This window comes from Streptomonospora sp. PA3 (assembly GCF_009728995.1).
Classification (GTDB): domain Bacteria; phylum Actinomycetota; class Actinomycetes; order Streptosporangiales; family Streptosporangiaceae; genus Streptomonospora.
Map to the genome: position 1 here is coordinate 329,011 of NZ_VTZW01000008.1, position 26,960 is coordinate 355,970.

At 74.4% G+C, this 26,960-nt stretch carries 23 protein-coding genes; 9 read left to right on the forward strand and 14 right to left on the reverse strand.

Annotated elements, in window-relative coordinates; genetic code table 11:
* Window positions 1–9: 9 nt before the first annotated feature.
* Window positions 10–732 (reverse strand): response regulator transcription factor, encoded by a 723-nt coding sequence (locus FZ103_RS07310; RefSeq protein ID WP_186355955.1) that lies wholly within the window; start codon window positions 730–732, stop codon window positions 10–12.
* 648 nt (window positions 733–1,380) lie between these two features.
* Here FZ103_RS07310 and panB point away from each other — a divergent pair.
* Both panB and FZ103_RS07320 read left to right on the forward strand, forming a co-directional pair.
* Window positions 1,381–2,223: a 3-methyl-2-oxobutanoate hydroxymethyltransferase gene (gene panB / locus FZ103_RS07315; protein WP_155999815.1), complete on the forward strand. Its 843-nt coding sequence runs from the start codon at window positions 1,381–1,383 to the stop codon at window positions 2,221–2,223.
* Between the two features lie 189 nt (window positions 2,224–2,412).
* Window positions 2,413–3,450 carry an LLM class F420-dependent oxidoreductase gene (locus FZ103_RS07320; protein ID WP_155999817.1) on the forward strand — a complete coding sequence of 346 codons (1,038 nt, stop codon included), beginning with the start codon at window positions 2,413–2,415 and terminating at the stop codon, window positions 3,448–3,450.
* A 118-nt stretch (window positions 3,451–3,568) separates the two neighbouring features.
* Here the strand turns inward: FZ103_RS07320 and npdG are convergent, their stop codons facing one another.
* The 7 genes from npdG to map all read right to left on the reverse strand — a co-directional run bounded on the left by npdG (window position 3,569) and on the right by map (window position 11,829).
* Window positions 3,569–4,255, reverse strand: a complete 687-nt coding sequence (npdG, locus tag FZ103_RS07325; protein ID WP_155999819.1) for an NADPH-dependent F420 reductase — start codon at window positions 4,253–4,255, stop codon at window positions 3,569–3,571.
* A gap of 144 nt (window positions 4,256–4,399) precedes the next feature.
* Window positions 4,400–4,771, reverse strand: coding sequence for a peptidoglycan-binding protein (locus tag FZ103_RS07330; protein WP_155999821.1), 372 nt, complete (start codon window positions 4,769–4,771; stop codon window positions 4,400–4,402).
* 775 nt (window positions 4,772–5,546) lie between these two features.
* Entirely contained in the window at window positions 5,547–6,515 is a 969-nt protein-coding gene (locus tag FZ103_RS07335) for an LD-carboxypeptidase (protein WP_186355956.1), read from the reverse strand.
* Window positions 6,512–8,521: a prolyl oligopeptidase family serine peptidase gene (locus tag FZ103_RS25995; protein WP_186355957.1), complete on the reverse strand. Its 2,010-nt coding sequence runs from the start codon at window positions 8,519–8,521 to the stop codon at window positions 6,512–6,514. The genes FZ103_RS07335 and FZ103_RS25995 overlap by 4 nt, the downstream gene beginning before the upstream one ends.
* A gap of 119 nt (window positions 8,522–8,640) precedes the next feature.
* On the reverse strand, window positions 8,641–10,038 hold the full coding sequence (locus tag FZ103_RS07345) for a M20/M25/M40 family metallo-hydrolase (RefSeq protein WP_155999823.1): 1,398 nt from the start codon (window positions 10,036–10,038) through the stop codon (window positions 8,641–8,643).
* A gap of 64 nt (window positions 10,039–10,102) precedes the next feature.
* The gene (locus tag FZ103_RS07350; RefSeq protein ID WP_186355958.1) at window positions 10,103–10,936 is read right to left on the reverse strand and encodes a M55 family metallopeptidase; all 834 of its coding nucleotides are present in this window, start codon (window positions 10,934–10,936) and stop codon (window positions 10,103–10,105) included.
* A gap of 41 nt (window positions 10,937–10,977) precedes the next feature.
* On the reverse strand, window positions 10,978–11,829 hold the full coding sequence (gene map, locus FZ103_RS07355; RefSeq protein ID WP_155999825.1) for a type I methionyl aminopeptidase: 852 nt from the start codon (window positions 11,827–11,829) through the stop codon (window positions 10,978–10,980).
* Between the two features lie 114 nt (window positions 11,830–11,943).
* Between map and FZ103_RS07360 the strand changes: the two genes are divergently transcribed.
* Window positions 11,944–12,141 (forward strand): hypothetical protein, encoded by a 198-nt coding sequence (locus FZ103_RS07360; RefSeq protein WP_155999827.1) that lies wholly within the window; start codon window positions 11,944–11,946, stop codon window positions 12,139–12,141.
* Between the two features lie 78 nt (window positions 12,142–12,219).
* Here the strand turns inward: FZ103_RS07360 and FZ103_RS07365 are convergent, their stop codons facing one another.
* The gene (locus tag FZ103_RS07365) at window positions 12,220–12,810 is read right to left on the reverse strand and encodes a hypothetical protein (RefSeq protein WP_343233422.1); all 591 of its coding nucleotides are present in this window, start codon (window positions 12,808–12,810) and stop codon (window positions 12,220–12,222) included.
* Window positions 12,811–13,263: 453 nt separating this feature from the next.
* Between FZ103_RS07365 and FZ103_RS07370 the strand changes: the two genes are divergently transcribed.
* Window positions 13,264–14,535: a cytochrome P450 gene (locus FZ103_RS07370; RefSeq protein ID WP_155999831.1), complete on the forward strand. Its 1,272-nt coding sequence runs from the start codon at window positions 13,264–13,266 to the stop codon at window positions 14,533–14,535.
* 25 nt (window positions 14,536–14,560) lie between these two features.
* Here FZ103_RS07370 and FZ103_RS07375 read toward each other — a convergent pair whose 3' ends face one another.
* The 5 genes from FZ103_RS07375 to FZ103_RS07395 are packed head-to-tail and all read right to left on the reverse strand — an operon-like array spanning window position 14,561 to window position 20,604.
* Entirely contained in the window at window positions 14,561–15,589 is a 1,029-nt protein-coding gene (locus FZ103_RS07375; RefSeq protein WP_155999833.1) for an ABC transporter ATP-binding protein, read from the reverse strand.
* A complete protein-coding gene (locus tag FZ103_RS07380; protein WP_186355959.1) occupies window positions 15,589–16,818 on the reverse strand; it encodes an ABC transporter ATP-binding protein in 1,230 nt (409 codons plus the stop codon). Before FZ103_RS07380 ends, FZ103_RS07375 begins: the two co-directional genes overlap by 1 nt.
* A complete protein-coding gene (locus FZ103_RS07385) occupies window positions 16,815–17,705 on the reverse strand; it encodes an ABC transporter permease (RefSeq protein ID WP_186355960.1) in 891 nt (296 codons plus the stop codon). The genes FZ103_RS07380 and FZ103_RS07385 overlap by 4 nt, the downstream gene beginning before the upstream one ends.
* On the reverse strand, window positions 17,702–18,739 hold the full coding sequence (locus FZ103_RS07390; protein WP_343233423.1) for an ABC transporter permease: 1,038 nt from the start codon (window positions 18,737–18,739) through the stop codon (window positions 17,702–17,704). The genes FZ103_RS07385 and FZ103_RS07390 overlap by 4 nt, the downstream gene beginning before the upstream one ends.
* A gap of 2 nt (window positions 18,740–18,741) precedes the next feature.
* Window positions 18,742–20,604 (reverse strand): ABC transporter substrate-binding protein, encoded by a 1,863-nt coding sequence (locus FZ103_RS07395; RefSeq protein WP_155999835.1) that lies wholly within the window; start codon window positions 20,602–20,604, stop codon window positions 18,742–18,744.
* Between the two features lie 63 nt (window positions 20,605–20,667).
* Between FZ103_RS07395 and FZ103_RS07400 the strand changes: the two genes are divergently transcribed.
* From FZ103_RS07400 to FZ103_RS07420, 5 genes are all read left to right on the forward strand, one after another.
* Window positions 20,668–20,925: a hypothetical protein gene (locus tag FZ103_RS07400; protein WP_155999837.1), complete on the forward strand. Its 258-nt coding sequence runs from the start codon at window positions 20,668–20,670 to the stop codon at window positions 20,923–20,925.
* Window positions 20,922–21,635: a metal-dependent hydrolase gene (locus tag FZ103_RS07405; protein WP_155999839.1), complete on the forward strand. Its 714-nt coding sequence runs from the start codon at window positions 20,922–20,924 to the stop codon at window positions 21,633–21,635. Before FZ103_RS07400 ends, FZ103_RS07405 begins: the two co-directional genes overlap by 4 nt.
* A 77-nt stretch (window positions 21,636–21,712) precedes the next feature.
* Entirely contained in the window at window positions 21,713–22,375 is a 663-nt protein-coding gene (locus tag FZ103_RS07410; RefSeq protein ID WP_186355961.1) for a class I SAM-dependent methyltransferase, read from the forward strand.
* Window positions 22,376–22,564: 189 nt separating this feature from the next.
* Window positions 22,565–23,716: an exonuclease SbcCD subunit D gene (locus tag FZ103_RS07415; protein WP_155999843.1), complete on the forward strand. Its 1,152-nt coding sequence runs from the start codon at window positions 22,565–22,567 to the stop codon at window positions 23,714–23,716.
* Complete coding sequence (locus FZ103_RS07420; RefSeq protein ID WP_155999845.1) at window positions 23,716–26,865, forward strand: AAA family ATPase; 3,150 nt, start codon at window positions 23,716–23,718, stop codon at window positions 26,863–26,865. Before FZ103_RS07415 ends, FZ103_RS07420 begins: the two co-directional genes overlap by 1 nt.
* Window positions 26,866–26,960: the final 95 nt, after the last annotated feature.

Sequence of the window (26,960 nt, forward strand, 5' to 3'; positions counted from 1 at the left end):
CCGGGACACCTATTCGCCGTCGAGGAACTTCTCGCGTACCGCGTAGACGGCGGCCTCGGTGCGGGAGTGGAGCTGGAGTTTCTCCAGGATGTTGCGAACGTGGTTCTTGACCGTGTGCTCGGAGATGAACAGCTCGTCGGCGATCTCCTTGTTGTTGAGGCAGCGCGCCACCCCGCGCAGCACCTCGGTCTCGCGTCCGGTCAGCCGGGGCGCGGGGACCCGGCGGGTGCGGCCGCCGTCCTTCTTGGCCAGGGCGGTGAACTCACCGATGAGCTTGGTGGCCATCGACGGCGTGATGAACGACTGCCCGCTGGCGATGGCGCGCACGGCGGCGGGCAGTTCGTCGACGGAGATCTCCTTGAGCAGGTAGCCGGTGGCGCCCGCCTTGAGCGCCTCGAAGAGGTCGTCCTCCTCGTCGCTCATGGTGAGCATCACGATCTTGGCGCCGGGCACCATGGCCTTGATGCCGGTGCAGGCGTCGATGCCGTTGCTGCCCGGCATCCACACGTCCATCAGCACCACATCGGGCGCCAGGTCGGCGGCCGTGCGCACCGCGTGCTCGCCGTCGCCGGACTCGCCGACGACGTCGATGTCGGGTTCGTCGTCCAGCACGGACACCAGCCCGCGCCGGAAGAAGGCGTGGTCGTCGACGACGAGCACCTTGATGGGCGGCGCCTGGGTGGCGGACCGCGGGGCGTAGGCCGCGTCCGGGGCGGGGGGGTGCCCACTCACAACGGAAATTCCTTCCTGGCGCGAGGTGGCCGGGTATCTGCTATTCGGCTCCGCGGCCGGCGAAACCCGGGACGGATCGCCGTCTCAGGGGGTGGGATGCCCGGTTTCGTCAGGCCGTTGTGCGGGACAGTTTATGGCATTGCCGCGCGCATTGACAGCGCCCGCGCCCGCGTGCCGCAGCGGCGTCCACGCCCGCATTACCGGACTCTGCGGCGCCATCGGACAATATATCCGGCTGCGCACGCCGATGGCCTAATTCTGGGGATTCGTTTTCCGCCGACCGCGCGAATTCATTCGCGGCGCGCATGCAGCGCATACCGCGGTTCGGCGGCGATCGGATTGCGTTTTCGTCGTTCCGCGGGCGGCCCGCGGTGCCGAAACTCGCCCGCGCGCCCGCGCGGCGGCGGCGAGGCGGAACGCCGCCGCCGCGCCCGCACCTCCGGCCCTCCCCCGTGCCCACCGGGCCGCCGGCTCCGGTGCGACGACCTGCCGGGATGATCCGAGCGCGCCGCAAGGTTGGGACACGATGAAAGCCGTGAATCCCGCTATGGGATGATGAATCAGCCGACGGCGCCCAGTGCCGCCGAGCCTGTCCGACACCGTCCGGAGACGCCGCAGCCGCGCTTCGAGACACCGGAGGAGAGCACCATGAGCACTACCGCATCCGCCCCCGCCCTCTACGGGGGCGCCACGGGCCGCAGGGTCAGCGTCCGCGACATCCTGCAGGCCAAGGAGCGCCAGGAGCGCTGGCCCATGCTCACCGCCTACGACGCGCTGACCGCCCGCGTCTTCGACGAGGCCGGGATCCCCGTGCTGCTGGTGGGCGACTCGGCGGCGATGGTCGTCTACGGCTACGACTCCACCCTGCCCGTCACGGTCGACGACCTGCTCCCCCTGACGGCGGCCGTCTCGCGGGCCACCAAGCGCGCCCTCGTCGTCGCCGACCTGCCGTTCGGCTCCTACCAGGGATCGCCCGAGCAGGCGCTGGACGCGGCCGCGCGGTTCATGAAGGAGGGCCACGCCCAGGCGGTGAAGCTGGAAGGCGGGCACCGCGTCGCCCACCAGGTCGAGGCGCTGGTCGCCGCAGGGATCCCCGTCATGGGCCACATCGGGCTCACGCCGCAGTCGGTCAACACCCTCGGCGGCTACCGGGTGCAGGGCCGGGGCGAGGAGGCCGGCGCCGCGCTGCTGGCCGACGCCAAGGAGCTGGAGCGCGCGGGGGCGTTCTCCGTCGTGCTGGAGTGCGTGCCCAGCGAGCTGGCGGCCCGTGTCACCGAGCAGCTGTCCATCCCCACCATCGGCATCGGCGCCGGCCCCGACACCGACGCCCAGGTGCTGGTGTGGCAGGACATGGCCGGGCTCAGCCCGCACGTGGCCAAGTTCGTCAAGGCCTACGCCGATCTCAACGAGACGCTCTCCACCGCCGCGCGGAACTTCGCCGACGAGGTCGTGCAGGGTTCCTTCCCCGACGCCGAGCACTCCTACAGGTGACCGCGCGCGCCTGACCGCACTGACCGCCCGCGCCCGCCGGAGCAGCGCCTCCGGCGGGCGCGCGCATATCGGGCCGGGTGGTTCCCAGTGCGCGGCTCGGCACCGGAACGGCGGGCGCCGCGCTAAGTTACCCGGTAGTAGAGTTGCGGCAACCGTGCGCGCCCCGCCGCGCGAGTCAAGGGAGGCAACATGCGCATCTCCATGCCGCTGCAATACGCCGGCGAGGCCAAGCCGGCCGTTGACCAGGTCGTCGAGTTGGAGAAGGCCGGGCTGGACACCGTGTGGGTGGCCGAGGCCTACGGCTACGACAGTCCCACCCTGATGGGCTACATCGCCGCACGCACCGAGCGCGTGAACATCGGGTCGGCGATCCTGCCCGTCTACACGCGCACCCCCACGCTGATCGCGCAGACGGCCGCCGGCCTCGACTACCTCTCCGACGGCCGCGCCGTACTCGGCCTGGGCGCCAGCGGGCCCCAGGTCATCGAGGGCTGGCACGGCGTCCCCTACACCAAGCCGCTGGGGCGCACGCGCGACATCGTCGAGATCTGCCGCAAGGTGTGGGCGCGCGAGGAGCGCCTCACCCACGACGGCCGCGCCTACACCCTGCCGCTGCCGCCCGAGCAGGGCACCGGACTGGGCAAGCCGCTGAAGATCATCAACCACCCGGTGCGCAGCGGCGTCCCGATCTTCGTCGCCTCCCTGGGCGAGAAGAACGTCGCGATGACCGCCGAGATCGCCGACGGCTGGCTGCCCCACCTGTTCATTCCGGAGAAATCCGACGCCGTCTGGGGCGAGGCCCTGGCGCGCGGCAAGGCCAAGCGCGACCCGGCGCTGGGCGAGCTGCAGATCTGCGCGGGCGGCCTGCTGGCCATCGGCGAGGGCGAGGAGACCCGCAAGCTCGCCGACTTCACCCGCCCGATGATCGCGCTCTACGTCGGCGGCATGGGCGCCAAGGGCAAGAACTTCTACAACGACGTCGCCCGCCGCTACGGCTTCGAGGAGGCCGCCGAGCGCATCCAGGACCTCTACCTGGACGGCAAGAAGGAGGAGGCGGCGGCCGCCGTCCCCGACGAGTTCGTGGAGCTGACCAACCTCGTGGGGCCGGAGTCCTACGTGCGCGAGCGCGTGGCCGCCTTCCGCGCGGCCGGCGTCACCCACCTCAACGTCACTCCGGTGGGCGACGACCCGGTCAAGCTGGTGGAGAAGCTGCGCACCATGCTGTAGCGGCCGCACCGCGGCCGCCGCCGCGCGCCGCGGGGCGGCGAGGACGAGCGGAGGCCTGGGCCCGCGCCCATCGGTGCGGGCCCCGGTCTCCCGCCGTCCTCGCCGTGCTCCTGATTGGTCAGACGTCGGTGATGCGCAGTCCCGCGTGGGCCTTGTAGCGGCGGTTGATCGCGATGATGTTGGCGGTCAGCGCCTCGACCTGGTGGGCGTTGCGCAGGCGTCCGCCGTAGATTCCCCGCACGCCGGGGATTCGGGAGGCCAGCGCGCGCACGGTGTCGGTGGCCTCGCGGTCGTCGCCGAGCACCAGGACGTCCAGGTCGACGTGGTCGATCTCGGGATCGAGCAGCACCACCGCCGAGACGTGGTGGAAGGCCGCGACCACGCGGCTGTCGGGCAGCAGCGCCTCGGCCTGCTGGGCGGCGCTGCCCTCCTCCACGTCCAGCGCGTAGGGGCCCTTGCCGTCGAAGCCCAGCGGGTTCACGCAGTCGACCACGAGCTTGCCCGCCAGGTCGGCCGCGAGCGACTCCAGCAGCGCGCGGTGGCCGTCCCAGGGCACCGCCACGATGACGACGTCGCAGCCGCGGGCGGCTTCGGCGTTCTCGGCGCCGCTGACCGGAAGTCCCTCGCCCAGCTCGCCGGCGGCGCCTTCGGCCCGCTCGCGGCTGCGCGAGCCGATGACCACCCGGTGCCCGGCCATCGCCAGCCGCAGCGCGAGGCCGCGGCCCTGGTCGCCGGTGCCGCCGAGCACCGCGACGGACAGGCCGGAGACGTCGGGAAGGTCGTGTGGGGATCTCTGCTCTGCCATGTCCCGATCATCCCAGGCGACCGCCGCCATCCCGAGCCCGACGCGGTGTCCGGCGGGTCACTCCGCGGCGGCGGGCGGAGACCGCCTCCTCCGGCGGGGCGGTGCGGGCCGGGCGGGGACGGCCGCCGCGGGCGCGGTGCGCGGTCAGCAGTCCCCGATCCCGGTCTCGCGCAGCTCGCGGCACTCCCGCCAGGCGCGGGAGAGCATGGAGACCGTGCGGCCGTCGGCGACCCCGTCGTCGGGCAGCCCGTTGGCGCGCTGGAAGGCCGCGAGCGCTCGGCGGCGCTCCTGCGGCGGAGCGGCGGGGTCGAGTTCGCCGATCTCGATGAGCATCGCGCGTACCCGCCCGGGGTCGGGCTCGGGCACCAGGCCCCGGGCGTCGATCGCCGCCTGGAGTGCCGGCAGCACGGCCGACAGCAGGCGGCGGGGCCCGAAACGGCCGATGGCGGAACCGGCGGATATGCGCCCGGCGGCCTGCCGCCGGCGCCGGTGGAGTTGCAGTGCGGTCGGGACCATGCCGGCCTCCTCACCCGGGTGACTCGGTGTCTCCTGGTGACACCCGTGTGCTCGCCTCCAGTATCGGCATCCCCGGGGTTGGCGGACATCATGCGCGGGTTCGGGATCCGGTTGGCACGAAGGTCGATCCGAACCGCACCGCCCTCCGCCGGAGGTCCCGCATCACCCCCGACGATCGGCGCGCCTCGCGAAGCGCGGCCCGCCCGTCAGCCCGCCGCCACCCCAACGGAGACGCTGCGCGTCACCTGCTTGCTTGCCGCCGAGCGCACGCGGTCCTTCCCAGATGGAGCCGCACCATCGATGGCGGGCCTCCAGCACAAAAGTGCGCCGTGCGCTCGGCGGCAAGCCGGCGTCAGCGCTGCGCGCAACCCAGCCCCATTGCCGCAACCTCCTGTGGTGACCGACCACTCGAACTGGACATCAGCGTGTTCGAGAACAGCAGGGGCACCGCTTCCCAGGAACCAACCGGACCCCACCCGGAGCAGCCACCACCGAGGCTGCGGCAATGGGCGCGCCTCGCGAAGCGCGGTCGCAGCTTGCCGCCGAGCGCACGCAGGCCTTCTCAGATGGAGCCGCACCACCGGTGGCGGGCCTCCAGCACAAAAGTGCGCCGTGCGCTCGGCGGCAAGCCGGCGCACAGCGCTTCGCGCAACCCAGCCCCGCTGCCGCAGCCCACCCCCTGGACGGCTGTCGGCGCGGGCCTTTTCCGCGCGACCTCCGTCAGGGGCGGTGGCGGGTGACGGGCGGAAAAGGACGCGGCGCATCAGCGCCTCCGTCAGGGGCGGTGGCGGGTGACGGGCGGGCCCAGGGCCGGCCTGTCCAGCGTCAGCGTGCGGGCATCGGCGTCCACGGTGGCGGGGGCGCCCAGGGGGACGGTGATCTGGGCGGGGCGGTGGCCGAAGCCGAACTCGCCCACCACCGGAACGCCCAGCGGGGCCAGGCGCTCCAGCATCAGCGTGCGCACGGTGGCCGCATCGGGGGTGCAGCCCTGCCACGACCCCAGCAGCACGCCCGCGACGCCCTCCAGCCAACCGCTGCGCAGCAGTTGGGTGAGCATCCTGTCGATCCGGGACACGTCCTCGTTCACGTCCTCCAGCAGCAGCAGGCCGCCGCGGGCCGAGGGGCGGCTGTGCGGCGCGGCCAGGCTGTCGTTGAGCACGCTGAGGTTGCCGCCCATGGTCACCCCCCGCGCCGTCCCCGGCACGAGGGTCTCGGCGGCTTCCCCGCCGGGCGCGGTGAGGACGGTCGCCCGCTCGGGCTCGAACAGGGTGGTGTGCAGGTGCTCGGTCGCCCGGGTGTCCTCGGTGAACGACTCCAGCGCCAGCACCGGGGCGTGCAGCGTGGCGGCGCCCAGCTCCACCGCGAAGGCCTCGTGGAGCGCGGTGACGTCGCTGAATCCCACGAGCGTCTTGGCGGGCGCGCGCCGCAGTTCGGCGAAGTCCAGATGGTCCAGGACGCGGTGCGCGCCGTCGCCGCCGCGCGCGCAGAACACCGCCGCGGTGCGCGGGTCCAGCCAGGCCCGCTGGAGGTCGGCCGCGCGGTCGGCGTCGGTGCCGGCCAGGTAGGGCAGCCGGGGGTGGTGCCCGCGCAGGTGCTCTCCCTCCACGACCTCCAGTCCCCACCCGCGCAGGACGTCCAGTCCCGCATCCAGCAGCTCCCCGGCGACGGGGCTGCAGGGGGCGACGACTCCGACGGCGTCGCCGGGCCGCAGCCGCGGCCCGCGTGTTCCGGGGCGGGCCGTCACGGGCGCAGCTCCAGCGTCGGCGCGTCCGCGGAGAACCCGAAGACCTGGGCGTACAGCGACAGCTCGGCCTCCAGCGCCCGCTGGATGGTCTCCTTGCGGCGGAAGCCGTGCTGCTCGCCCTCGAAGGCGAGGTAGGCGTGCGGGACGCCGCTCACCCGCGCCAGGAACCGCTCGGCCTGGGCGGGCGGGCAGATCTCGTCTTCCAGGCCCTGCATCAGCACGAAGGGCGCCCTGATGTCGGCGGCGCGGTTGACGGGCGAGCGGTCGGCGTAGCGCTGGGCGGCCTCGGGCCAGGGGCCCACGAGGCTTTCCAGATACTGCGATTCGAAGTCGTGGGTCTCGCCGGTGCGCCAGCCCGCGAGGTCGACGATCGGATACAGGATGGCGGCGCAGGCGAAGACGTCGGTGAAAGCGAGCGCCGCGGCGGCGGTCCACCCGCCGGCGCTGCCGCCGCGGACGGCGATGCGGCCGGGGTCCGCGAGACCTTCGGCCGCCAGCGCGCGGGCGGCGGCCACGCAGTCCTCGACGTCGACCACGCCCCAGTTGCCGCGGAGGCGTTCGCGGTAGGCGCGGCCGAACCCGGTGGAGCCGCCGTAGTTGACCTCCACCACCCCGATCCCGCGGCTGGTGAAGTAGGCGATCTCCGGGTCGCGGATCATCGGCGCGCGCCCGGTGGGCCCGCCGTGCGCCCAGACCGCGTACGGCGGAAGCTCGCCCGAAGCGGGCCGGGCCCGCGGATTTCGCGGCGGGTACAGGTTGGCGTGGATCTCGCGGCCGTCCGGTCCGGTGAAAACCCGCGGCCGCGGCACGGGGAGGTGGCCGGCGTCGGTGTCGCCCCCGGCGCCCCCGGTGCGGTGGCGGTCCGGGGCGCTCAGCGAGCGCCAGGAGCCGCCGGGGCCCACGGCGACGATCTCGGGGGCGATGTCGCCGGAGGCGGCCAGGCCGATCAGGGTGTCGCCGCCGGAGCCGCCTGCGACCAGCCGGCCCCACCACTCGGTGTGGGGGGTGTCGGCGTCGGCGATCGTGCCGGTTCCGGGGTCGATGCGGCCCAGCGCCGTGGTCGCTCGCCCGTGCACGGCGGCGAGGGGGCCGCGCGGCGGCACGGCCAGCCAGGTGTAGCCGAGCTGCCAGAGGGGGCCGCCGAACTCCTCCTCGGCGGCGGCCGCGGGCTGCGGCTCGCTCCAGGATCCGCCGGCGGCGGTGATGCGGTAGGGGTTCCACCAGCCGCCGGAGTCGGCGACGAAGTACAGCGTGTCGGGCTCGGCCCACTCGGCCTGGACGACGGAGACGCCGGGGCCGCCGGCGACGGTCTGCGGGGCGTCTGCGACGCGTCCCTCCGGCCCCAGCTCGGCCACGTGCAGCACCGTGCTGTCCCAGGGCATGTCCGGGTGATCCCAGCCGATCCAGGAGAGGTGGCGGCCGTTGGGGGAGACGCGCGGGCAGGCGAGGAACCGGTGGCCGGCGGCGATCTCGCGCACGGCCTCGGGGTCGTCGGCGGCCGAGCCGTCCAGGGGTACCGCGACGACCGCCCGGCGCAGGTCGGTTGGGGCCGGGCCGGTGTGGTGCTCGCGGACGCACCAGATCTCGCGGCCCTCGGGCGAGAGGACCGGCTCGGCGTAGCGCAGAGCGCCGGGCCGCTCGGGTTCGGGGGTCAGCGGTACCGGCTCGCCGCCCGGGTGCCAGAGGTACAGGCGCTGGTCGGCGAACTCGGTGAAGGCGACCGCCGTGCCGGTCGGCGCGGGCAGCAGCGCGTAGGGGCGGCCGCCGTACTCGTGGACGCGGCTGCGCGCGTTCCAGGGTGCGGGCAGCTCGCCGCGCGGGCGCGCGGCCGGGTCGTCCAGCCGGGTGCGGCAGAGCGTCACCCGGCCGCCCTCGGCGGGGCGGGGTTCGGTCCACCACACGTCGTCGCCCAGCGCGGCGGGCCAGTTCGGCGCCCCGGCGTGGTCGGCCACGCTCTCGGCGCTGATGGGTGAGGGCCAGGATCCGCAGGTGGGGCCGTCGTTCACTGCCGTGGGCCTTCCTCGTCGACTCGGTGGCGGATGTCTGCGCACGCGGGTGCGGTGCGTAGGCGATGGCGGGACGTGCGCCCGGGCGCGGCCGCGGGGGGCCGAGCGCGGGTGGGGGGTCAGCTCGGACCGCGCAGGAAGCGGTCGAGCACCCGCGCGCCGAAGCGCAGCGCCTCGACGGGGATGCGCTCGTCGACGCCGTGGAAGAGCGCCCCGTGGTCCAGGCCGGGCGGAAGCCGCAGCGGCGAGAAGCCGTAGCCGGCGATGCCCAGCTCGGCGAACTGCTTGGCATCGGTGCCGCCCGTCAGGCACACGGGCACGACGTGGGCGCCGGGGTCGAACGCCAGCAGCGCCTCGCGCATCGCGGCGAAGACGGGCGCGTCCACCGGCGACTGCAGCGGCCGGGAGCGGTGCTGGTACTCCCACTGCACCCGGTCGCCGGTGAGCTCGTCCAGAGTCGCGGCGAACTCCTCTTCGGCGCCGGGCAGCACCCGGCCGTCGATCCCGGCGCTCGCCCGGTCGGGGACGACGTTGACCTTGCCGCCCGCCTCCAGCACGGTGGGCGCGCTGCTGCAGCGGACGGTGGGGCGCACCAGTTCGGCGGCGGCGCCGAAACCGTCGATCAGCGCGTCGGTGTCGCGCTGGGGGTCGAAACCGGCGGCGGGAGCGTCCACCCCCAGCGCGGCGGCGACGCCGTCGAGGGCGGCGCGGGTGACGGGGGTGAGCCGCACGGGCCAGGTGTGGGCGCCGATGCGGGCCACCGCCGCGGCCAGGGCGCTGACGGCGTTGTCGGTGTTGGTCTTGGAGCCGTGCCCGGCCGTACCGCGGGCGCTCAGCCGCAGCCAGGCGGTGCCCCGCTCGCCCGCGCCGACGGGGTAGATCCGCACGGGCGTGCCGTCGGCGGCCCGGGCGTGCACGGTGTGGCCCCCGGACTCGCCCACGGCCTCTGTACAGCCCGCGAACAGCTCGGCGTGCTCGCGGGCCAGCCATTCGGCGCCGTAGGCGGCGCTGTCCTCCTCGTCGGCGGTGAACGCGACGACGATGTCGCGGCGCGGCCGCAGTCCGCCGCGCGCCCAGAACCGCACCAGCGCGAGCACCATCGCGACGGTGCCCTTCATGTCCACGGCGCCGCGGCCCCAGACCAGGCCGTCGGCGACCTCGCCGCTGAACGGGGGCCGGCTCCACCGGCTCGGCTCGGCCGGCACCACGTCGAGGTGGCCGTGGACGAGCAGGGCGGGGGCATCGGGGTCGGTTCCGGGGATGCGGGCGACCACGTTGGCGCGCCCGGGCGCCGACTCCAGCAGGCGCGGCGCAAGGCCCGCGTCCGACAGGCGCTCGGCGGCGTACTCGGCGGCGGGCCGCTCGCGGCCGTCGCCGCCGCCGCGGTTGGTGGTGTCGATGCGGATCAGCTCGGAGGTGAACCGCACCGCCTCTTCGTCCAGCCGGTCGAGCCCCTCCCCCGTTTCCAGGGCCGCCGCGGTGTCCGATGCCGTGCCGGTGCGCTCTGCCTCGTGCATGCCTTCCCGTCTGTGCCCGCCGGTCCGCTGGCCGGCTCGCCGGATGCCGTCGGCCCCGCCCCGCTCAGCCGTAGTCGGCCTCGACCGCGTTGCCGATGAGGGTGGTGACGGCCTTGAAGCAGCGGATCATCTCAAAGGCCGTGGGCGAGGTATAGCGGACACGCCGGGGGCCGACGGCCTCGACACCGGGTACCAGGGCGGCCGCGCCTGCCAGGTGGGCCGCGTCGACCTCGACCTCCACGGTGAGGGGGCCGCGGTGCTCGGGTTCGATTCGCCCGGCCTCGGCCGCCGCGGCCTCGGCGGCCTCGGAGATGTCGGCGGCGGTCGCGCCGGGCGGGCGGCACAGGGCAGCATAGCGCGAGACGTACTGCTTGACCGCGACGGTGTGGGCGTCGGGCGCGTAGGCCGCGGCGTCGATGCAGGCGCGGTCGTCGCCGGTGACCAGCAGGACGGGGGCGCCGTACTCGGCCGCGACGTAGGAGTTGAGGCGCCCTTCGTCGGCGGGCTCGCCCTCCAGCCACACTCCGGTGACCGAGTTGGGCAGGTAGGTGTGGGCGAGGACGCCTTCGGCGCCGGCGCCGCTGTGGTAGCCGAGGAACGCCACGCCGTCGACGTCGCCGCGCTGGAGGCCCTCGACCATCGACAAATCCTTGTGCCGCCCGGTGATCATGGCGGCGCGCTCGTCCAGGCGCTCCAGCAGCAGGTTGCGCATCGTCGCGTGCGCCTCGTTGACCAGCACCTCGGTCGCGCCGCCGGCGAAGAACCCGGAGACGGCGGCGTTGACGTCGGAGGTGAACATGGCACGGCAGCGCTGCCACTGCTCGGTGCCCGGCGTGACGTCGGCGGGCCAGGTGACGCCGGTGGCGCCCTCCATGTCGGCCGAGATCAGGATCCGCACCGCGTCCGCTCCCCTCGCCTGCTCCGCCCGCCTGCCGCCCGCTAGGGCAGGGTCAGGATCTCGGCGCCGTCGTCGGTGATGACCAGAGTGTGCTCGAACTGGGCGGTGCGCTTGCGGTCGGCGGTGACGGCGGTCCAGCCGTCGTCCCAGACCTCGTAGTCGATGGTGCCCAGAGTGATCATCGGCTCGATGGTGAAGGTCATGCCGGGCTGCATCACCGTGGTCGCCCGCGGGTCGTCGTAGTGCGGCACCACCAGGCCGGAGTGGAACTCCGGGCCGACGCCGTGCCCGGTGAAGTCGCGCACCACGCCGTAGCCGAAACGCTTGGCGTAGGACTCGATGACCCGGCCGATGACGCTGAGCTGGCGCCCGGGGCGGCAGGCCTTGATGGCGCGCATGGTGGCCTCGCGGGTGCGCTCCACCAGCAGCCGGGACTCCTCGTCGGCGTCGCCCGCCAGGAACGTGGCGTTGGTGTCGCCGTGCACGCCGCCGATGTAGGCGGTGATGTCGATGTTGACGATGTCGCCGTCGGCGATCACGGTGTCGTCGGGGATGCCGTGGCAGATGACCTCGTTCAGCGAGGAGCACAGCGACTTCGGATAACCCTTGTAGCCCAGGGTGCTGGGGTAGGCTCCGTGGTCGCACAGGAACTCGTGGCCGATGCGGTCGAGTTCGTCGGTGGTCACGCCGGGCGCCACGTGCTCGCCCACCTCGCGCAGCGCCTGGGCCGCGATCCGCCCGGCCACGCGCATGGCCTCGATGGTCTCGGGCGTCTGCACGTCACCGAGCACGCCTTCGAGCGGGCGCTTCTTGCCGACGTACTCCGGACGCGCGATGTGGGAGGGGACCGATCGGGGCGGCGAGACCCGCCCGGGAACAAGCGGAGTAGTCATGTCTGCTCATTCTACTTCGCGGGTGGCGGGCGCCGATCCGCGTCGGGATGCCGACACGCGGGTAAGAGCCGGGAAGCAGGCAAGCAAAGCCGGACGAATCAGCAGGAGCCGACCATGAGCGACCGGGAGCACACCACCCCGGATGAGGACCGGCAGTGGTGGTATTGCCTCAGACACAGCAAGCCCGAGCAGGGGCCGGGGTGCCCGGGCAAGTACCGGCTCGGCCCCTACCCCGACGAGGCCACGGCCGCCGCAGCGCTGAACATCGTCGCCGAACGCAACGAGGCCTGGGACGAGCAGGACCGCGAATAGCAGCCCCGCGGCGACCTGTCGGCGCCCGGGGGCTCGGCGGCGCCGCGGAGCCCCCGGGCGCGCAACGGCGCCGGCGGATCAGTCGAGCACCCGCGGGCCGCTGACCACGTCGAGGAACCGCGATAGCCGCTCGCGCAGCCCCGGTTTGCGGTCGGCCCCGGCCTGCCCGGCGGCACTGCTGACCAGGTGCTGCAGCCCTTCGAAGGTGAGCGGCTCGCGATCGGGGCGCAGGCTGATGGAGTCGTGGGCCAGCGACGTCAGCTCGCGGTCGCCCTGGTCCAGGGAGAGGACGGTCGCGCCGGTGCGGCGGGCGTCGTCGACGCGTTCCAGCAGCGGGACCGGCGCCTGCTCCTCGGAGTTCACCACGAACAGGGTCTCGCCGCGCCGCGCCTGCTCCAGCCGGTCAAGGCCGATGCGCAGGTGGTCGGGGGCGTCGGGCGGCGGTTGCCAGCGCACCAGGCTGGGCGCGAGCTGGGGCAGGCCGCTGTAGCGCGCCTCGTCGTCGAGATGCGCGGCCAGGTGCCAGGGTTCGTCCTCGGGCGTGCCGATCAGCATGAGCCCGCCGGGGTCGCGCGTACGGCGGAGAGCTTTGGCGAAGTCCTCGGTGCGCTCCAGCCACGGTGTCGAGGCCAGCAGTTCGCGCAAGAGAGCTACGTGTTGGGCGTCCACGCTCCCATGGTGCCTCATCCGGCCGCCCGGCGCCGCGTTTTCCCGCGGGCTTCGGAGCGCTTCGACGCGCCGCACCAGCCCGCACTGTGTTCTCCGCGGACCTGCGGGGTGCTTCGACACGCCGCCTTCCCTCCTCGCTCCCTCGCTCGTCAGTCCAGACGGCGCCGCACCCCTTCGGCCCGCACTGTGTTCTCCGCGGGCCTTCGGGGTGCTTCGACGCGCCGTCTTCCCTCCTCGCTCAGTCGCTCGTTCCTCGCTCCCTCGCTCGTCAGTCCAGACGGCGCCGCACCCCTTCGGCCCGCTCGTGCGGTTTTCCCTGTCCGGGCGGGGGTAGCCGGACGGGTGGCGGCGGCGCGGCCGGGACCGGGCACATCGCCGTCGCCGTCGCGACGGCCTCGGCACGCGGACGCCGAGCCGCACGGCCTCTCGGGCGGACGGCGTGGAGGGAGGAGTATGGCTCCCAGGTCGGACGGCGCTCTGTGGGACCGGACGGCGGCCCTGCTGCGCGACCCCTACCGGTTCGTCTCGCGCCGCTGCCGGCGCCGCGGCACCGACGCCTTCGCCACCCGGCTGCTGCTGCAGCCGACCGTGTGCGTCACCGGGCCGCAGGCCGCGGCGGTCTTCCAGGACCAGAGCCACTTCTCGCGCCGCGGTGCGGCGCCCGCCCGCATCACCAAGACGCTCTTCGGCCGGGGCGGCGTCCAGGGCCTGGACGGCAGCGCCCACCGGCACCGCAAGCGCCTGTTCATCTCCCTCATGGCGCCGGACCGGGTCGCCGAGCTGGCGGCGCTGACCGAGCGGGAGTTCGACCGTGCGGCGCTCGCGTGGCGGGACCGCGGCCGGGTCGTCCTCTATGACGAGTTCCGCGGGATGCTGACGCGCGCGGTGTGCGCCTGGGCCGGGGTACCGCTGGTCACCGCCGACGCCCGGCGGCGCACCGCCCAGCTCACCGCCCTCTACGACGGCGCCGGCCGCGTGGGCCCCCGCCACTGGCGGTCCCGGCTGGCCCGGCGCGCGGCCGACCGGTGGGCCGCCGACGTGGTCACCCGCATCCGCACCGGCCGCATCAAACCGCCCGAGGACACCGCCGCCTACGCCGTCGCCTGGCACCGCGACCCCGAGGGCAGGCTGCTGGACGAGCACACCGCGGCGGTGGAGCTGCTCAACGTGCTGCGGCCGACGGTGGCGGTCGCGGTCTTCCTCGCCTTCGCCGCCCATGCGCTGCACCACCACCCCCACTGGGCGCGCGCGATCGCCGCGGAGGACGGCTGCGGCGCGGACGGGGACCCCGACGGCCGGGCGCAGGCGGAGCTGTTCGCCCAGGAGGTGCGGCGCTTCTACCCGTTCTTCCCGCTCGTGGCCGCCCGCGCCCGCCACGACATGGTGCTGCGCGGCCAGCGCATCGGCCGCGGCCGCAGGGTCCTGCTCGACCTCTACGGCATCGACCACGACCCCGCGCTGTGGTCCGAGCCCGAGGAGTTCCGACCCGAGCGCTTCCGCGGCTGGGAGTGGGACCGCTACGGCTTCGTCCCCCAGGGCGCCGGCGACCCCGGCCTGCACCACCGCTGCCCCGGCGAGCCGATCGCGGTCGCTCTCATCGCCGCGGTCTCGCGCCGACTGGCGCGGCTGCGCTACGAGGTGCCGCGCCAGGACATGGCCGTCGACATGAAGCGCCTGCCGGCCCTGCCGCGCAGCGGTTGCGTCATCCGGGTCCCGTCCCGGTGAGCGGCAGCGGGCCGGGCCGGCCCGCTCACACCCGTTCGGGCGCGTGCGCCCAGTGGCAGGCGACCTGGGCTGCGCCCGACCCGCTGAGCATGCCCGGCTCCTCGCCGCGGCAGCGCTCGGCCACCCCCGCTGCGGCCGCGGCGCCCGACGCCAGGACCGGGCAGCGCACGTGGAAGCGGCAGCCGCCGGGGATGCGGGTGGGGTCGGGGGGTTCGCCCGCGAGCACCTGGGGTTCGCCGGAGCCGGACTCGGGCAGCACCGACAGCAGCGCCCTGGTGTAGGGGTGGCGCGGTGCCGAGAGCACGTCCTCGACCGGGCCCGTCTCCACCACGCGGCCCAGGTACATCACCGCGGCGCGGTCGGCGATGTTCCAGGCCAGGCCGAGATCGTGGGTCACCACCAGGGCCGCCAGGCCGTAGTCGTCGCGCAGGCGCAGCAGCAGTTGGAGGATCTCCCCGCGCACCGACGCGTCCAGGGACGCCACGGGCTCGTCGGCGACGATGACCTCGGGCTGCAGGACCAGCGCTCCGGCGATGGCCACCCGCTGCCGCTGGCCGCCGGAGAGCTCGTGGGGGTAGCGCAGGAAGAACCGCTCGGGCGGGCGCAGGCCCGCGCGCGCCAGCGCCTCGGCGACGTGCTCCTGTTCGTCGGCGGTGCTGCCGCTGTGGATGCGCCGGCCCTCGGCGACCGCGTCGTAGACGGTGTGGCGGGGGTTCAGCGCGCCGGTGGGGTCCTGCAGGACCAGCTGCACGCGCCTGCGCAGCTCCTTGAGCTCGCGGGGACGGTGACCCAGGGCGCGCCCGCGGAAGACCACCCGGCCCTCCGTGGGCCGCACCAGCCCCAGCAGCGCTCGGGCCAGGGTGGACTTGCCGCAGCCGGACTCGCCCACCAGCGCGACGATCTCCCCGGCGCCGATGTCCAGGTCGACGCCGTCGACGGCGCGCGCCGTGCCGCGTCCGGCGCGCCCGGCGAAGGCGACCCGCAGGCCGGCGGCGCCCAGGACGGGAGCGGCGGGCGCCCCGGTGTCGCGGGGGGCGTCGGCGGGAGCGCTCATCACATCTCCTCGGGTTGGGGCTGCGGCCGGGCGGCCGCCTGCGGATCGCGATCCGCCCGCGGCTCCCCCTCCGCCGCCGGACCGGTCCCGGCCTCCTCGGCAGGCGCGGGCGGCACACCGGCCGCCCGGGCCTGCTCGGGCGAGAGCACCCGCACGCACGCGGCGCTGCGCCGCGGTCCGGCGGGCCACAGGACCGGGTCGACCTCGGCGCAGCGCTCCTGGACCTCGGGGCAGCGCGGGCGGAAGGCGCAGCCGGAGGGCAGCGCCGCCGGGTCCGGCGGGTCGCCGGGCAGCCCGCGCGGCGCGCGGCGGGAGGACGGGTCGCCCACGCGGGGGAACGCCGCGCTCAGCGCCGCGCCGTAGGGGTGGCGCGCGGCGGCGAAGACGTCGTCGGCCGGGCCCTCCTCGACGATGCGCCCGGCGTACATGACGGCGAGCCGGTCGCAGGTGTCGGCCAGCACCGTCAGGTCGTGGCTGATCATCAGCATGCTGATGCCCAGGTCGGTGACCAGCTCGTCGATGAGCCGCAGGATCTGCGCCTGGATCATCACATCCAGCGCGGTCGTGGGCTCGTCGGCGATGATCAGCCGCGGCCGGCACGCCAGCGCCATGGCGATCATGGCCCGCTGGCGCTGGCCGCCGGAGAGCTCGTGGGGATAAGAGCGCGCCCGCCAGGCGGGCAGGCCCACCTGCTCCAGCAGTTCGGCCACCCGGGCCCGCGCCTGCGCGGGCCCGGCGCGGTCGTGCAGCAGCAGGGGCTCGGCGATCTGGTCGCCGATGCGGTGCACGGGGTTGAGCGAGTGCATCGCCCCCTGGAAGACGATCGAGGCCCCCGCCCAGCGCACGGCGCGCAGCCGGCCCCACCGCATGGCCAGCACGTCCTCGCCCTCCAGCAGCACCCGCCCGCTGATGCGCGCCGAGGCCGGCAGCAGCCGCAGCAGGGCGAGGGCGACGGTGGACTTGCCGCATCCCGACTCGCCGGCGACGCCGAGCTTGCTGCCCGGTTCCAGGCCGAAGGAGACCCCGCGCACGGCGGGGATCTCGCCGCCGGCGGTGCGGTAGGCGACGCTGAGGTCGGCGACCTCCAGGTAGTGCTCGGCGCTTCCGGCGGCGCCGCCCGGCCCGGCCGCACCGGGCCGCTCCGCGCCGCCCCCGGGCGGGCCGGTCTCCCGCACGTCCGCGGACGGCTCGCCCGCCGCGCCGGGGTTCGTCGGCCGTGTGGGTTTCATGGGCGCTCCCGCAGGCGGGGGTTGAGCACGCCTTCGAGGGCGCGCCCGCACATGGTGAAGGACAGGGCGACCACGGCGATGGCGATCCCCGGCGGGACCATGTACCACCAGATCCCCGAACTGATCGCCCCGGCGTTGCGCGCCTCCTGGATGATGCCGCCCCAGGAGATCGTGCCGGGATCGCCCAGCCCGAGGAAGGCCAGCGTGGCCTCCATCAGGATCGCCTCGGCCACCAGCAGCGTGGTCTGGGCCAGCACGACCGGCATGACGTTGGGCAGCACGTGCCGCAGCATGACGTGGGCGTGGCCGCCGCCCAGCGCCCGCGCCCGCTCGATGAAGGGCCGCGCCTCCACCGCCAGGGTCTGGGCGCGCACGACGCGGGCGGTGGTGGGCCAGGCGGTGACCCCGATGGCGATGATGATGGTCAGCGTGCTGCGGGTCATCACCGCCGCCAGCGCGACCGCCATGACCAGGGCGGGCAGCACCGCGAACCAGTCGGTGACGCGCATCAGCACGTTGCCCGTCCACCCGCCGAAGTGCCCGGCGACGACCCCGATGAGGGTGCCCAGCGCCACGGAGACGAACGCCGCCAGGAACCCCACCGTCAGCGAGATGCGGGTGCCCCAGACGACCAGGTCCAGCACCGAGCGGCCGAAGGCGTCGGTGCCCAGCGGGTAGTCGGGGCCGGGCGGCTGGAACCGGCCGCCTTCGGCCCCGGTGAGGCTGAGCGCGGCGTCGTCGATGAACAGCGGCGCGCTGAGGGCGGTGAGCGCGATCAGGACCAGCACCGCCAGCCCCGCCATGCCGCCGCGGTTGCCGGCGAAGGCGCGGGCGTAGCCCGCCAGCGCCCGGCGGCGGCGCGTCCAGACCAGTGCGGCGCGGCTCACGTGCGCACCCGGGGGTCCAGCAGCGGGTAGACGAGGTCGGCCAGCAGATTCATCACGATCACCGAGCCCGCGAAGACGACGAACAGGGCCTGGACGATCGGCAGGTCGGGCACGCGCAGCCCCGAATAGAACAACGAGCCCAGCCCCGGCCAGGCGAACACCGTCTCGATGAGGATCACGCCCGAGACCACCCGGCCCAGGTTGAGGAAGATCAGTGTGACGGTGGGCAGCAGCGCGTTGGGCACCGCGTGCCGGCGCAGCACGGCGGCGTCGCGCAGGCCCTTGGCGCGCGCGGTGGTCAGGTAGTCCGCGCCCTTCTCGTCGAGCACCGAGGAGCGCATGATCATCATGTACTGGGCGTAGACCACCGCGACCATGGTGGCCACGGGCAGCACCATGTGGTGGGCCACATCCAGCGCCACGTTGAAGGCCCCCTCCACGCCGGGCGTGGACATGCCGCTGGTGGGGAACAGCCCCGCGCCCGAGGCCAGCAGCACGATCAGCAGCAGGCCCAGCCAGAAGGACGGCACCGACCACAGGGTGAGCGCGAGGCCGGTGTCGACCCGGTCCATCAGCGAGCCGCGCCGCCAGCCGGCGCGGGTGCCCAGGGCCAGGCCCAGCATCGCGGCGAGGACGGTGCCGGTTCCGGCCAGCAGCAGCGTGGGCCCGATCCGTTCGGCGATCAGCTCCGAGACCGGCACCCGGTACTCGTACGACATGCCGAAGTCCAGGGTGAGCATGCCCAGGCAGTAGTCGAGGAACTGCTGCGGTAGCGGCTGGTCGAGGCCGAAGTCGCGGCGCATGGCCTCCAGCTGGTCGACGCTGACGGCCCGGCCCTGGGTCAGCGCGGCCACCGGGTCGCCGGGCAGCACCCGGAACAGGAAGAAGCTGGTGACCATGACGGCCAGCAGCGACACCAGCGCGGTGATCACGCGCCCGCCCAGGTAGCGCACCGCCGGGTGCAGGCCCGGCCGGCCGCGGCGGGGCGGACCCGCCGCGGTCCGGCCCGCGGGTGCGCGCGAAGCGGTGTCCACGGCTACTCGCGGTCCTCGGCGCCGGCGGCGCGGCGGCGCATCAGGTAGACGCCTCCGCCGATGGCCACCAGCACCACGGCGCCGACGCCGACGAGCGCCCCGGTGGACACGCCCATGCCCGCGGCCGCGTCGGCGGCGGGCACCGCCGAGCTCCACGACCAGTGGCCGTCCTGGCCCCAGATGTTGCCGCCCGGATCCGGCTGGACCTGGATGGAGGCGATCTGGTCGGAGCGGTAGGCCTCCAGGGTGTCGGCGTAGGTCAGCACGTTGACCACGGCCTCCTCGTAGAGGATCCGCTGCATCTTCTTGACCGCGGCGGCGCGGGCCTCGGGGTCGTCGTAGGTGGCCAGTTGCTTCTCGTAGAGGCGGTCGTAGTCCTCGTTGCAGAAGTAGGCGTCGCTGCGCATGGTGCCGGGCTCGGTCGGCAGCGCGCCGCAGGTGTGGATGCCCAGCACGTAGTCGGGGTCGGGGTTGACCGTCCAGCCGGTGAAGATCAGGTCGAACTCGCCGCTGTGCAGGGCGTCGCTGAGCACGCCGGGGTCGACGGTGCGGTTCTCGACCTCGATGCCGATGTCGGCCAGCCGCTCCACCAGCAGTTTGCCCATGGCGACGTAGTCGGGGCGGTCGTTGTGGACGTGCATGCGGAATTCGAGCCGGTCGCCCTCGGGCGAGACGCGCACGCCGTCGTCGCCCCTCTCGTAGCCGGCCTCGTCGAGCATCCTGTTGGCCGCGTCGGGGTCGAAATCCAGGCGCTCGCCGCCCTTCGGCTCCCAGTAGTAGCGGTCGTAGCGCGCCGGGATGTAGCCGCCGGCGGCCTGGGCGTAGCCGCCGTAGACCGACTCGACGATCTCCTTCTTGTCGATGGCGCGCATGATGGCCCGGCGCAGCACCCGGTCCTTAAGCGCGGGGTGGCCGTCGCCGAACTCCTGGCCGTCCTGGGTGCTGGCGCCCGGGTTGATCGTGAAGCCCTGGAAGCGCTTGCCGTCGGCGACGTTGACGGTGACGTTCTCGGTCTGCTTGAGCGCGTCGGCCTGTGCGGGGGTGAGGTTGCTGACGAAGGAGACCTCGCCCGCGCGCAGCGCCTCGACCTGGGCGTCCTGCTCGGGCATGTAGCGGAAGACCAGCCGGTCGAACTTGGGCGGGTCGCGCCAGTAGTCCTCGTTGGCTTCCAGGGTGATCGACTGGTTGGGCTTGTGGCCGGTGATGACGAACGGGCCGCTGCCGACGATCGGGAACCCGTCGTTGTCGAAGGTGGAGTAGTCCTCGACGTCCTCCCAGATGTGCTTGGGCACGATCGGGATGTCCAGGGCGAGCATGGTGGCCTGGGGCTCCTCCAGTTTGATCTGGAGGGTGGTGTCGTCGAGGGCCTTGGCGCTCGCGAAGTTGGCGACGAAGTTGCCGTTGGCGGTCGCGGCTCCCTCGTCCTCCATCATCGTGGTGTAGGTCCAGGCGACGTCCTCGGCGGTCAGCGGTTCGCCGTCGCTCCAGGTGACGTCGTCGCGGATGGTGTAGGTCCAGGTGAGCCCGTCGTCGGAGGTCTTCCAGGACTCGGCCAGCGCGGGGATCGGCTCGTTGGTCTCGGGATCGTAGTTGGTGAGGTAGTCGTAGGCGAGCCGGTGGATGCTGGTACTGATGAGCCGCTGGGCCAGGAAGGGGCTGAGCGAGTCGACCGGTTGGGACGCGGCGATGGTGAGGGTGTCGGCGGCGCCTTCGGAATCCGCGGCCGCGGGTGCGGCCGCGGACAGGGCGGGTACGGCGGTCAGGGCGGCGGCGGTGACCGCGGCCGCGGTCCGCACCGCCGCGCGGTTCTTCAGCGTCTTCGGTGTCCCGGCGGGCGGCCGGGAGGGATCCTGCTGTCTGGCCATGTGCTGCTCAACCCCTCAGGTTGCGGTGCGGGGGGAAGACGGGGTGTACAGGGATCGTGACGCATGGAGCAGTTGGTTGTTTACCAGCATGTACAGAATTGCGTCAACGATTTACACCGCGAGTGTCACGTGCCGTTCACGATCCCGCGAAAGGCGTTTCCGGGGGATCGCGCGCGACGGCCGATCGGCGACCGGATCCGCACCAGCGCCGCCGGCCTGCGCCCCCGTTTCCGCGCAGGGGCGCGCCTCGCGTTCCCGTCGCATCGAAACCCGGTGCGGATTCGCTCGAATTTTCGGCACACGCTACGGTTCCGCTCATGATGGGGCATGCGCACGCGCTGAGCGGCATAGTCGGGTGGATGGCGGTCGTTCCGTTCCTGGACGGCCGGGAGTTCTTCGGCGTGGCTTTCGACCTCGGCCCGGGGGAGATCGTCGCCGGAGCGCTGGTCTGCGCGGGAGCCGCCCTCATCCCCGATCTGGACGCCAAGAGCTCCACCATCACCAACACCTACGGGGTCTTCACCCGCGCGCTGAGCGCCCTGTTCAACTGGATGTTCGGCGGGCACCGCAACGGCACCCACTCGCTGCTGTTCGCGCTGCTTATGGGGGCGCTGACCCAGGCGCTGGCGCTGTGGTCGCCGCTGGCCGTCCAGGTCTTCGTGGTGCTGCTGCTGGGGATCGCCTTCAACGGGCTGGGCCTGGGCAACGAGAAGAACCGCGTGGCCTACGAGGTCATCAACGCGATGGGCACCGTGGCCGTCGCCCTCGCCCTGTACACGGCCGGGACCTCCTACGACTGGATCGGGCTGGCCGTGGCGCTGGGCTGCCTGCTGCACTTCGCCGGCGACATGGCCACCGAACTGGGCGTGCCGCTGCTGTGGCCGTTCTCCAAGTACCGCTTCGGCCAGAACATCGGCTTCACCACCGACGGCAAGGTGGAGCGCAACCTCGTCACGCCCGCGCTGACGATCGCGATACTGCTGCTGTCCTTCTACCTGTTTCCGTGGCCGGAAATGCTGCCCGAGGCGTGAAGCGGGACGGGCGGGCCCCGGCGGTGCCGGCGCCCGCCACCCAGACAGCCGGACCTCCCATGGCTAGAGTGACGCACGTGACACGCACCTCGGAATCGCTCAGCCCGCAACTGCACGACTACCTCGTAGCCCACAGCGCCCCCGTCGACCCGGTCCTGGCCGACCTCGCCGAGGAGACCGCGCGGCTCTACCCCGACCTGACGACCATGCAGATCGGCCCCGAGCAGGGCACGTTCATGACCCTGCTCGCCCGGATCGCCGGCGCCCGCGACGTCGTGGAGGTCGGCACGTTCACCGGCTACTCCGCCACCTGCATGGCGCGCGGCATCCCCGACGACGGCACCCTGCTGGCACTCGACATCAGCGAGGAGTGGACCGCGATCGCGCGGCGCTACTGGGAGCGCGCCGGGGTCGCCCACAAGATCGACCTGCGCATCGGCCCGGCCCTGGAGACGCTGCGCACCCTGCCCGAGGGCCCCCGCTTCGACCTGGCCTTCATCGACGCGGACAAGGAGGGCTACACCGGCTACTGGGAGGAGCTGGTGCCGCGGATGCGCCCCGGCGGGGTGCTGCTGGTCGACAACACCCTCTCCCACGGCCGCGTCGTCGACCCGGCCGAGGACTCCGCGCAGGTGCAGGGAATCCGCGACTTCAACGACCGCGCCGCGGCCGACGAGCGCGTCGAGCTGGTGCTGCTGCCGGTCGGCGACGGGCTCACCCTGGCCCGCAAGCGCGCCTGAGGCGGCGGCCGCCGACGGATCGGGGCGGGCGGCGCCGGGACGCGGGAGCGGACCGGGCCGCCCCGGCACACCGGGGCCGGCGACCGGCAGGCGGCGGGCCCGGATCGGCCGCAACCGGCCCCGCCGGATGTCCACAGCCCGCCCGGAGTCACTGCGGAACCAACGCGGCCTCCAGTACTCTGCCGGAACATGCGCCTCTTGCACACCTCCGACTGGCATCTGGGCCGCTCCTTCCACCGCGAGAACCTCATCGACGCCCAGGCGGCGTTCGTCGACCACCTCGTCGAGACGGTGCGCAGCGAGCGGATCGACGTCGTCGCGGTCGCCGGAGACCTCTACGACCGCGCCCTGCCGCCGGTCGAGGCCGTACGCCTCTTCGGCGAGGCGCTGCGCCGCATCCGCGACACCGGCGCGCGGGCGGTGCTGATCAGCGGCAACCACGACTCCATGGTCCGGCTGAGCTACGCCACCGACCTCATCGACGCCTCCGGCATCCATCTGCGCTCCTCGCTGGAGGCCGTGGGCGAGCCGGTGGTGATCGGCGACGAGCACGGCCCGGTCGCCTTCTACGGCATCCCCTACCTCGAACCCGCGATCGCCGGACCGCACTGGCGGCTGCAAGGGCGCGGCCACCCGGCGGTGCTGGGCCACGCGATGGACCTGGTGCGCGCCGACCTCGCCGGGCGGCCGCCGGGCACCCGCTCGGTCGTGCTCTCCCACGCCTTCGTCAGCGGCGGCGAGCCCTCCGACAGCGAGCGCGACATCTCCGTGGGCGGTGCCTCGCACGTGCCGCTGTCGGTGTTCGAGGGCGTCGACTACACCGCGCTGGGCCATCTGCACGGCCGCCAGACCATGGCCGAGACGGTGCGCTACTCCGGCTCGCCGCTGGCCTACTCCTTCTCCGAGGAGCACCAGGTCAAAGGCTGCTGGATCCTCGACATCGGCCCCTCGGGGGTGTCCGCCGCCGAGTTCGCCCCCGCGCCGGTGCCGCGTCCCGTCGCCCGCATCAGCGGCCGCATCGACGACCTGCTCACCGACGAGCGCTGGGAGCCCTACACCGGCCACTGGCTGCAGGTCACCCTCACCGACCCGCTGCGGCCCGCCTTCCCGATGGACCGGCTGCGCGAGCGGTTCCCGCACACGCTGGTGCTGGACTTCGCCCCCGACGACCGCCCGCCCGCCGACGACCGCTCCTGGGCCCGACGCATCGCCGACCGCAGCGAGCCCGAGCTGGTGCTGGACTTCGTCGACTGGGCGCGGGGCGCGCCGGCCACCGACGAGGAGCGCGGGCTGGTGGACGCCGCCTTCCAGGACATCCGCCTCGGGGAGGTTGCGCGCTGATGCGCCTGCACAAGCTCACCGTCAGTGCCTTCGGCCCCTTCGCCGGCCCCGAGACCGTCGACTTCGACCGCCTCGGCGACGGCGGCCTCTTCCTCATCCACGGCCCCACCGGCGCCGGCAAGACCTCGGTGCTGGACGCCGTGTGCTTCGCCCTCTACGGGCGGGTGCCGGGAGTGCGCGAGGCCGCCCGCTCGCCGCGCAGCAACCACGCTCCCGTCGGTGCGGAACCCCGGGTGACCCTGGAGCTGACCGCGCGCGGGCGCCGGCTGCACTTCTCCCGCAGCCCGGCCTGGCGGCGGCCCAAGAAGCGCGGCACGGGCACGACCGAGGAGAAGGCCAAGGTCGTCGTAAAGGAGCTCGCCGACGGTGAGTGGCGCGGGCTGACCAACCGCCCCGACGAGGCCGGGCAGATCGTCGGCGACCTGCTGGGGGTCACCCTCGACCAGTTCTGCCAGATCGTACTGCTGCCCCAGGGCGACTTCGCGCGGTTCCTGCGCGCCGGCGCCCAGGAGCGCCAGGCGAGCCTGGAGCGCATCTTCGCCACGGAGATCTTCACCAAGGTCGAGGCGTGGTTGACCGAACGGGCGCGCGCACTCGGCCGCGCGGCCGAGCGCGCCGAGGCCGCTGTCGGCCGGACCGCCGATCTCATCGCCGAGGTCGGCCGCTCCGCCCGCCCCCAGGGCGACCTGGAGGAGCTGGCGCCGTGGGCGGCCGAGCTCGCCGCTGTCGCCCACGGCACGGCCGGCGACACCGCGCTGGCTGCCGCCGGCTCGCTGCGCGAGCGCGACTCGGCCCGCCGGGCGCTGGAGGAGGCGCGCGAACTGCAGCGGCGGCAGCACCGCCGCGCCGACGCGCTGCGCCGCGAACGCGAACTGGCCGCGAAGGCGCCCGAGCGCGCGAGGCTGCAGGCCGAGCTGGAGGCCGCCGAGCGCGCGGCCGGGGTGGTGCCGCTCCTGCGCACCGAGGAGTACCGGCGCACGCAGTTGGAGAAGGCCGAACTGGCGGCCTCCGAGCGGCTGGGACTGGTGCGCGAGCTGGCGCCGCGGGAGGAGGACGGCGGCGAACGCGGTGGCGACCCCGCCGGGGAGCCCGCGGGGCCGGCGGCGTCCGGGCGGCCGGGGCCGATCGGCGAACCGGCGCTCTGGGACGAAGACGGTGTCGGCGCGGGGACCGGCGGGACCGACCGCCCCGACAACGGCGGCGACAGCGGCCCCGCCGCCTCCGCCCGGGAGCGCGCGGCGCTGGAGGCGGGCGAGCGCGCGCGCCGGGACGAGACCGCCAGGCTGGAGCACCTGCGCGGCGATGCCGAGCGCCTGCACACCGTGCACGCCGAGATCGGCGCCGCGGATACCGAGACCGCCGAGGCCCGGCGCCGCCTGGCGGCGTGCCGGCAGGAGGCCGCCAAGCTGCCCGAGCAGCGCACCCGCATCGCCGCCGAGCTGGAGGAGGCGCGCGCCCGGACCGGTTCGCGCGAGAGCGCCCGCGAGGCTCTGGAGTTCTCGCGCACCCGGCTGGAGTCCGCGCGGGCCGCGCGGCGGCACGCCGAGGAGCTCGCGGCGGCCGAGGAGCGCCTGCGCGCCCGGATAGACGCCCACCAGGCCGCCCGCGAGAAGCTGCTGGACATCCGGCGGGCGCGCATCGCGGGCATGGCCGCCGAGCTGGCCGAGCAGCTCGCCGCGGGCGCGGCCTGCCCCGTGTGCGGCTCGGCCGAGCACCCGGCCCCCGCGGTCGGCGGCGGCGACCGCCCCTCGCCGCAGGACGAGGACCGGGCCGCCGCCGCGGCCGAGACCGCGGCCGAGGAGCGCACCGCGGCCGAGAACGCCGTCGCCTCGCTGCAGGAGCGGCTCGCCGCGGCCCGCGAGGGCGGCGCAGGGCTGAGCGATGCCGAGGCCGCCGAGCTGGTCGACCGGCGGCGCGCCGAGCTGGAGCGCGTCGACGCCGCCGCGGCCGAGGCCGACCGGCTCGCAGCGCGCATGCAGGAGACCGAGGCGGCGCTGGAGAAGGCGCGCGCCGACGAGGCCGAACTCGACCGGCGCATCGCCGAGCTGGCCGAGCGCCGCGCGGGGCTGGCCGAGGACGCCGACCGGCTCGCGCGCACGCTCGACGCCGCCAGGGGTGAGGACCCCGACCTGGCCGCGCGGATCGGCCGGCTGACCGAGGAGGCCGACCTGATCAAGGAGGCGGTGCAGGCCCTCGACGAGCGCTCCGCCGCCGCCGAGGAACTGCGCGGCGCCGAACGCGAGGCGCGCGCCGCGACGGCCGAGGCCGGGTTCACCGGCGCGCACCAGGTGCGGGCCGCCGAGCGCGGCGACGACGAGCGCCGCGCGCTGCGCGAGGCGATCCGCGAGCACGACGACGAAGCGGCCGCGGTGCGCGCGCTGCTGGCGGATCCCGAGCTGGCGGCGGCCGGCGAGCTCCCGGCACCGGACGCGGCGGGCCTGGAGGCGGCGGCCGCGGCCGCCGAGGGCGCCGCCGAGCACGCGGTGCGCTGGCGCGACCACTTCGCGGCCCAGGCCGAGCGGCTGGCCGAGCTGCGCGCCGAGCTGGAGCACCGGCTGGCGGACTCCCGCCCGTCCCGGCACCGGCACAGCGTCGCCGAGGGCCTGGCCCGCCTGGCCGTCGGCACCTCGGCGGACAACCGCGAAAGCGTCCGCCTGTCGGCCTATGTGCTCGCCGCGCGCCTGGAGCAGGTGGTGGCCGCGGCCAACGACCGGCTCGCGACCATGGCGGGCGGCCGCTACGAGCTGCGCCACACCGTGGACAAGGCCGCGGGCGACAGGTCCCGCTCCGGCGGCGGCCTGGGCCTGCGCGTCCTGGACGCCTGGACCGGCCAGGAGCGCGACCCCGCGACCCTCTCGGGCGGCGAGACCTTCGTGACGTCGCTGGCGCTGGCGCTGGGCCTGGGCGACGTCGCCGCCCAGGAGGCGGGCGGCGGCGACATGAACACGCTCTTCATCGACGAGGGCTTCGGCACCCTGGACGAGGAGACCCTCGAAGAGGTCCTGGAGGTCCTCGACTCCCTGCGCGACGGCGGCCGAGCCGTAGGCGTCGTCAGCCACGTCGCCGACCTCCGCACCCGCATCCCCACCCGCCTGAAGGTCGTCAAGACACCTACCGGTTCCCGCCTCCAGCAGACGGGCACGGGCTGACCCGGGTCCGGTGTCGGCCGGCTGGGCACGCGACGAGGAGCGGCGAGGGCGGCGGTGGCCCGGCCCGCGCGAATCGGTACGGGTGCCCGCCGGTG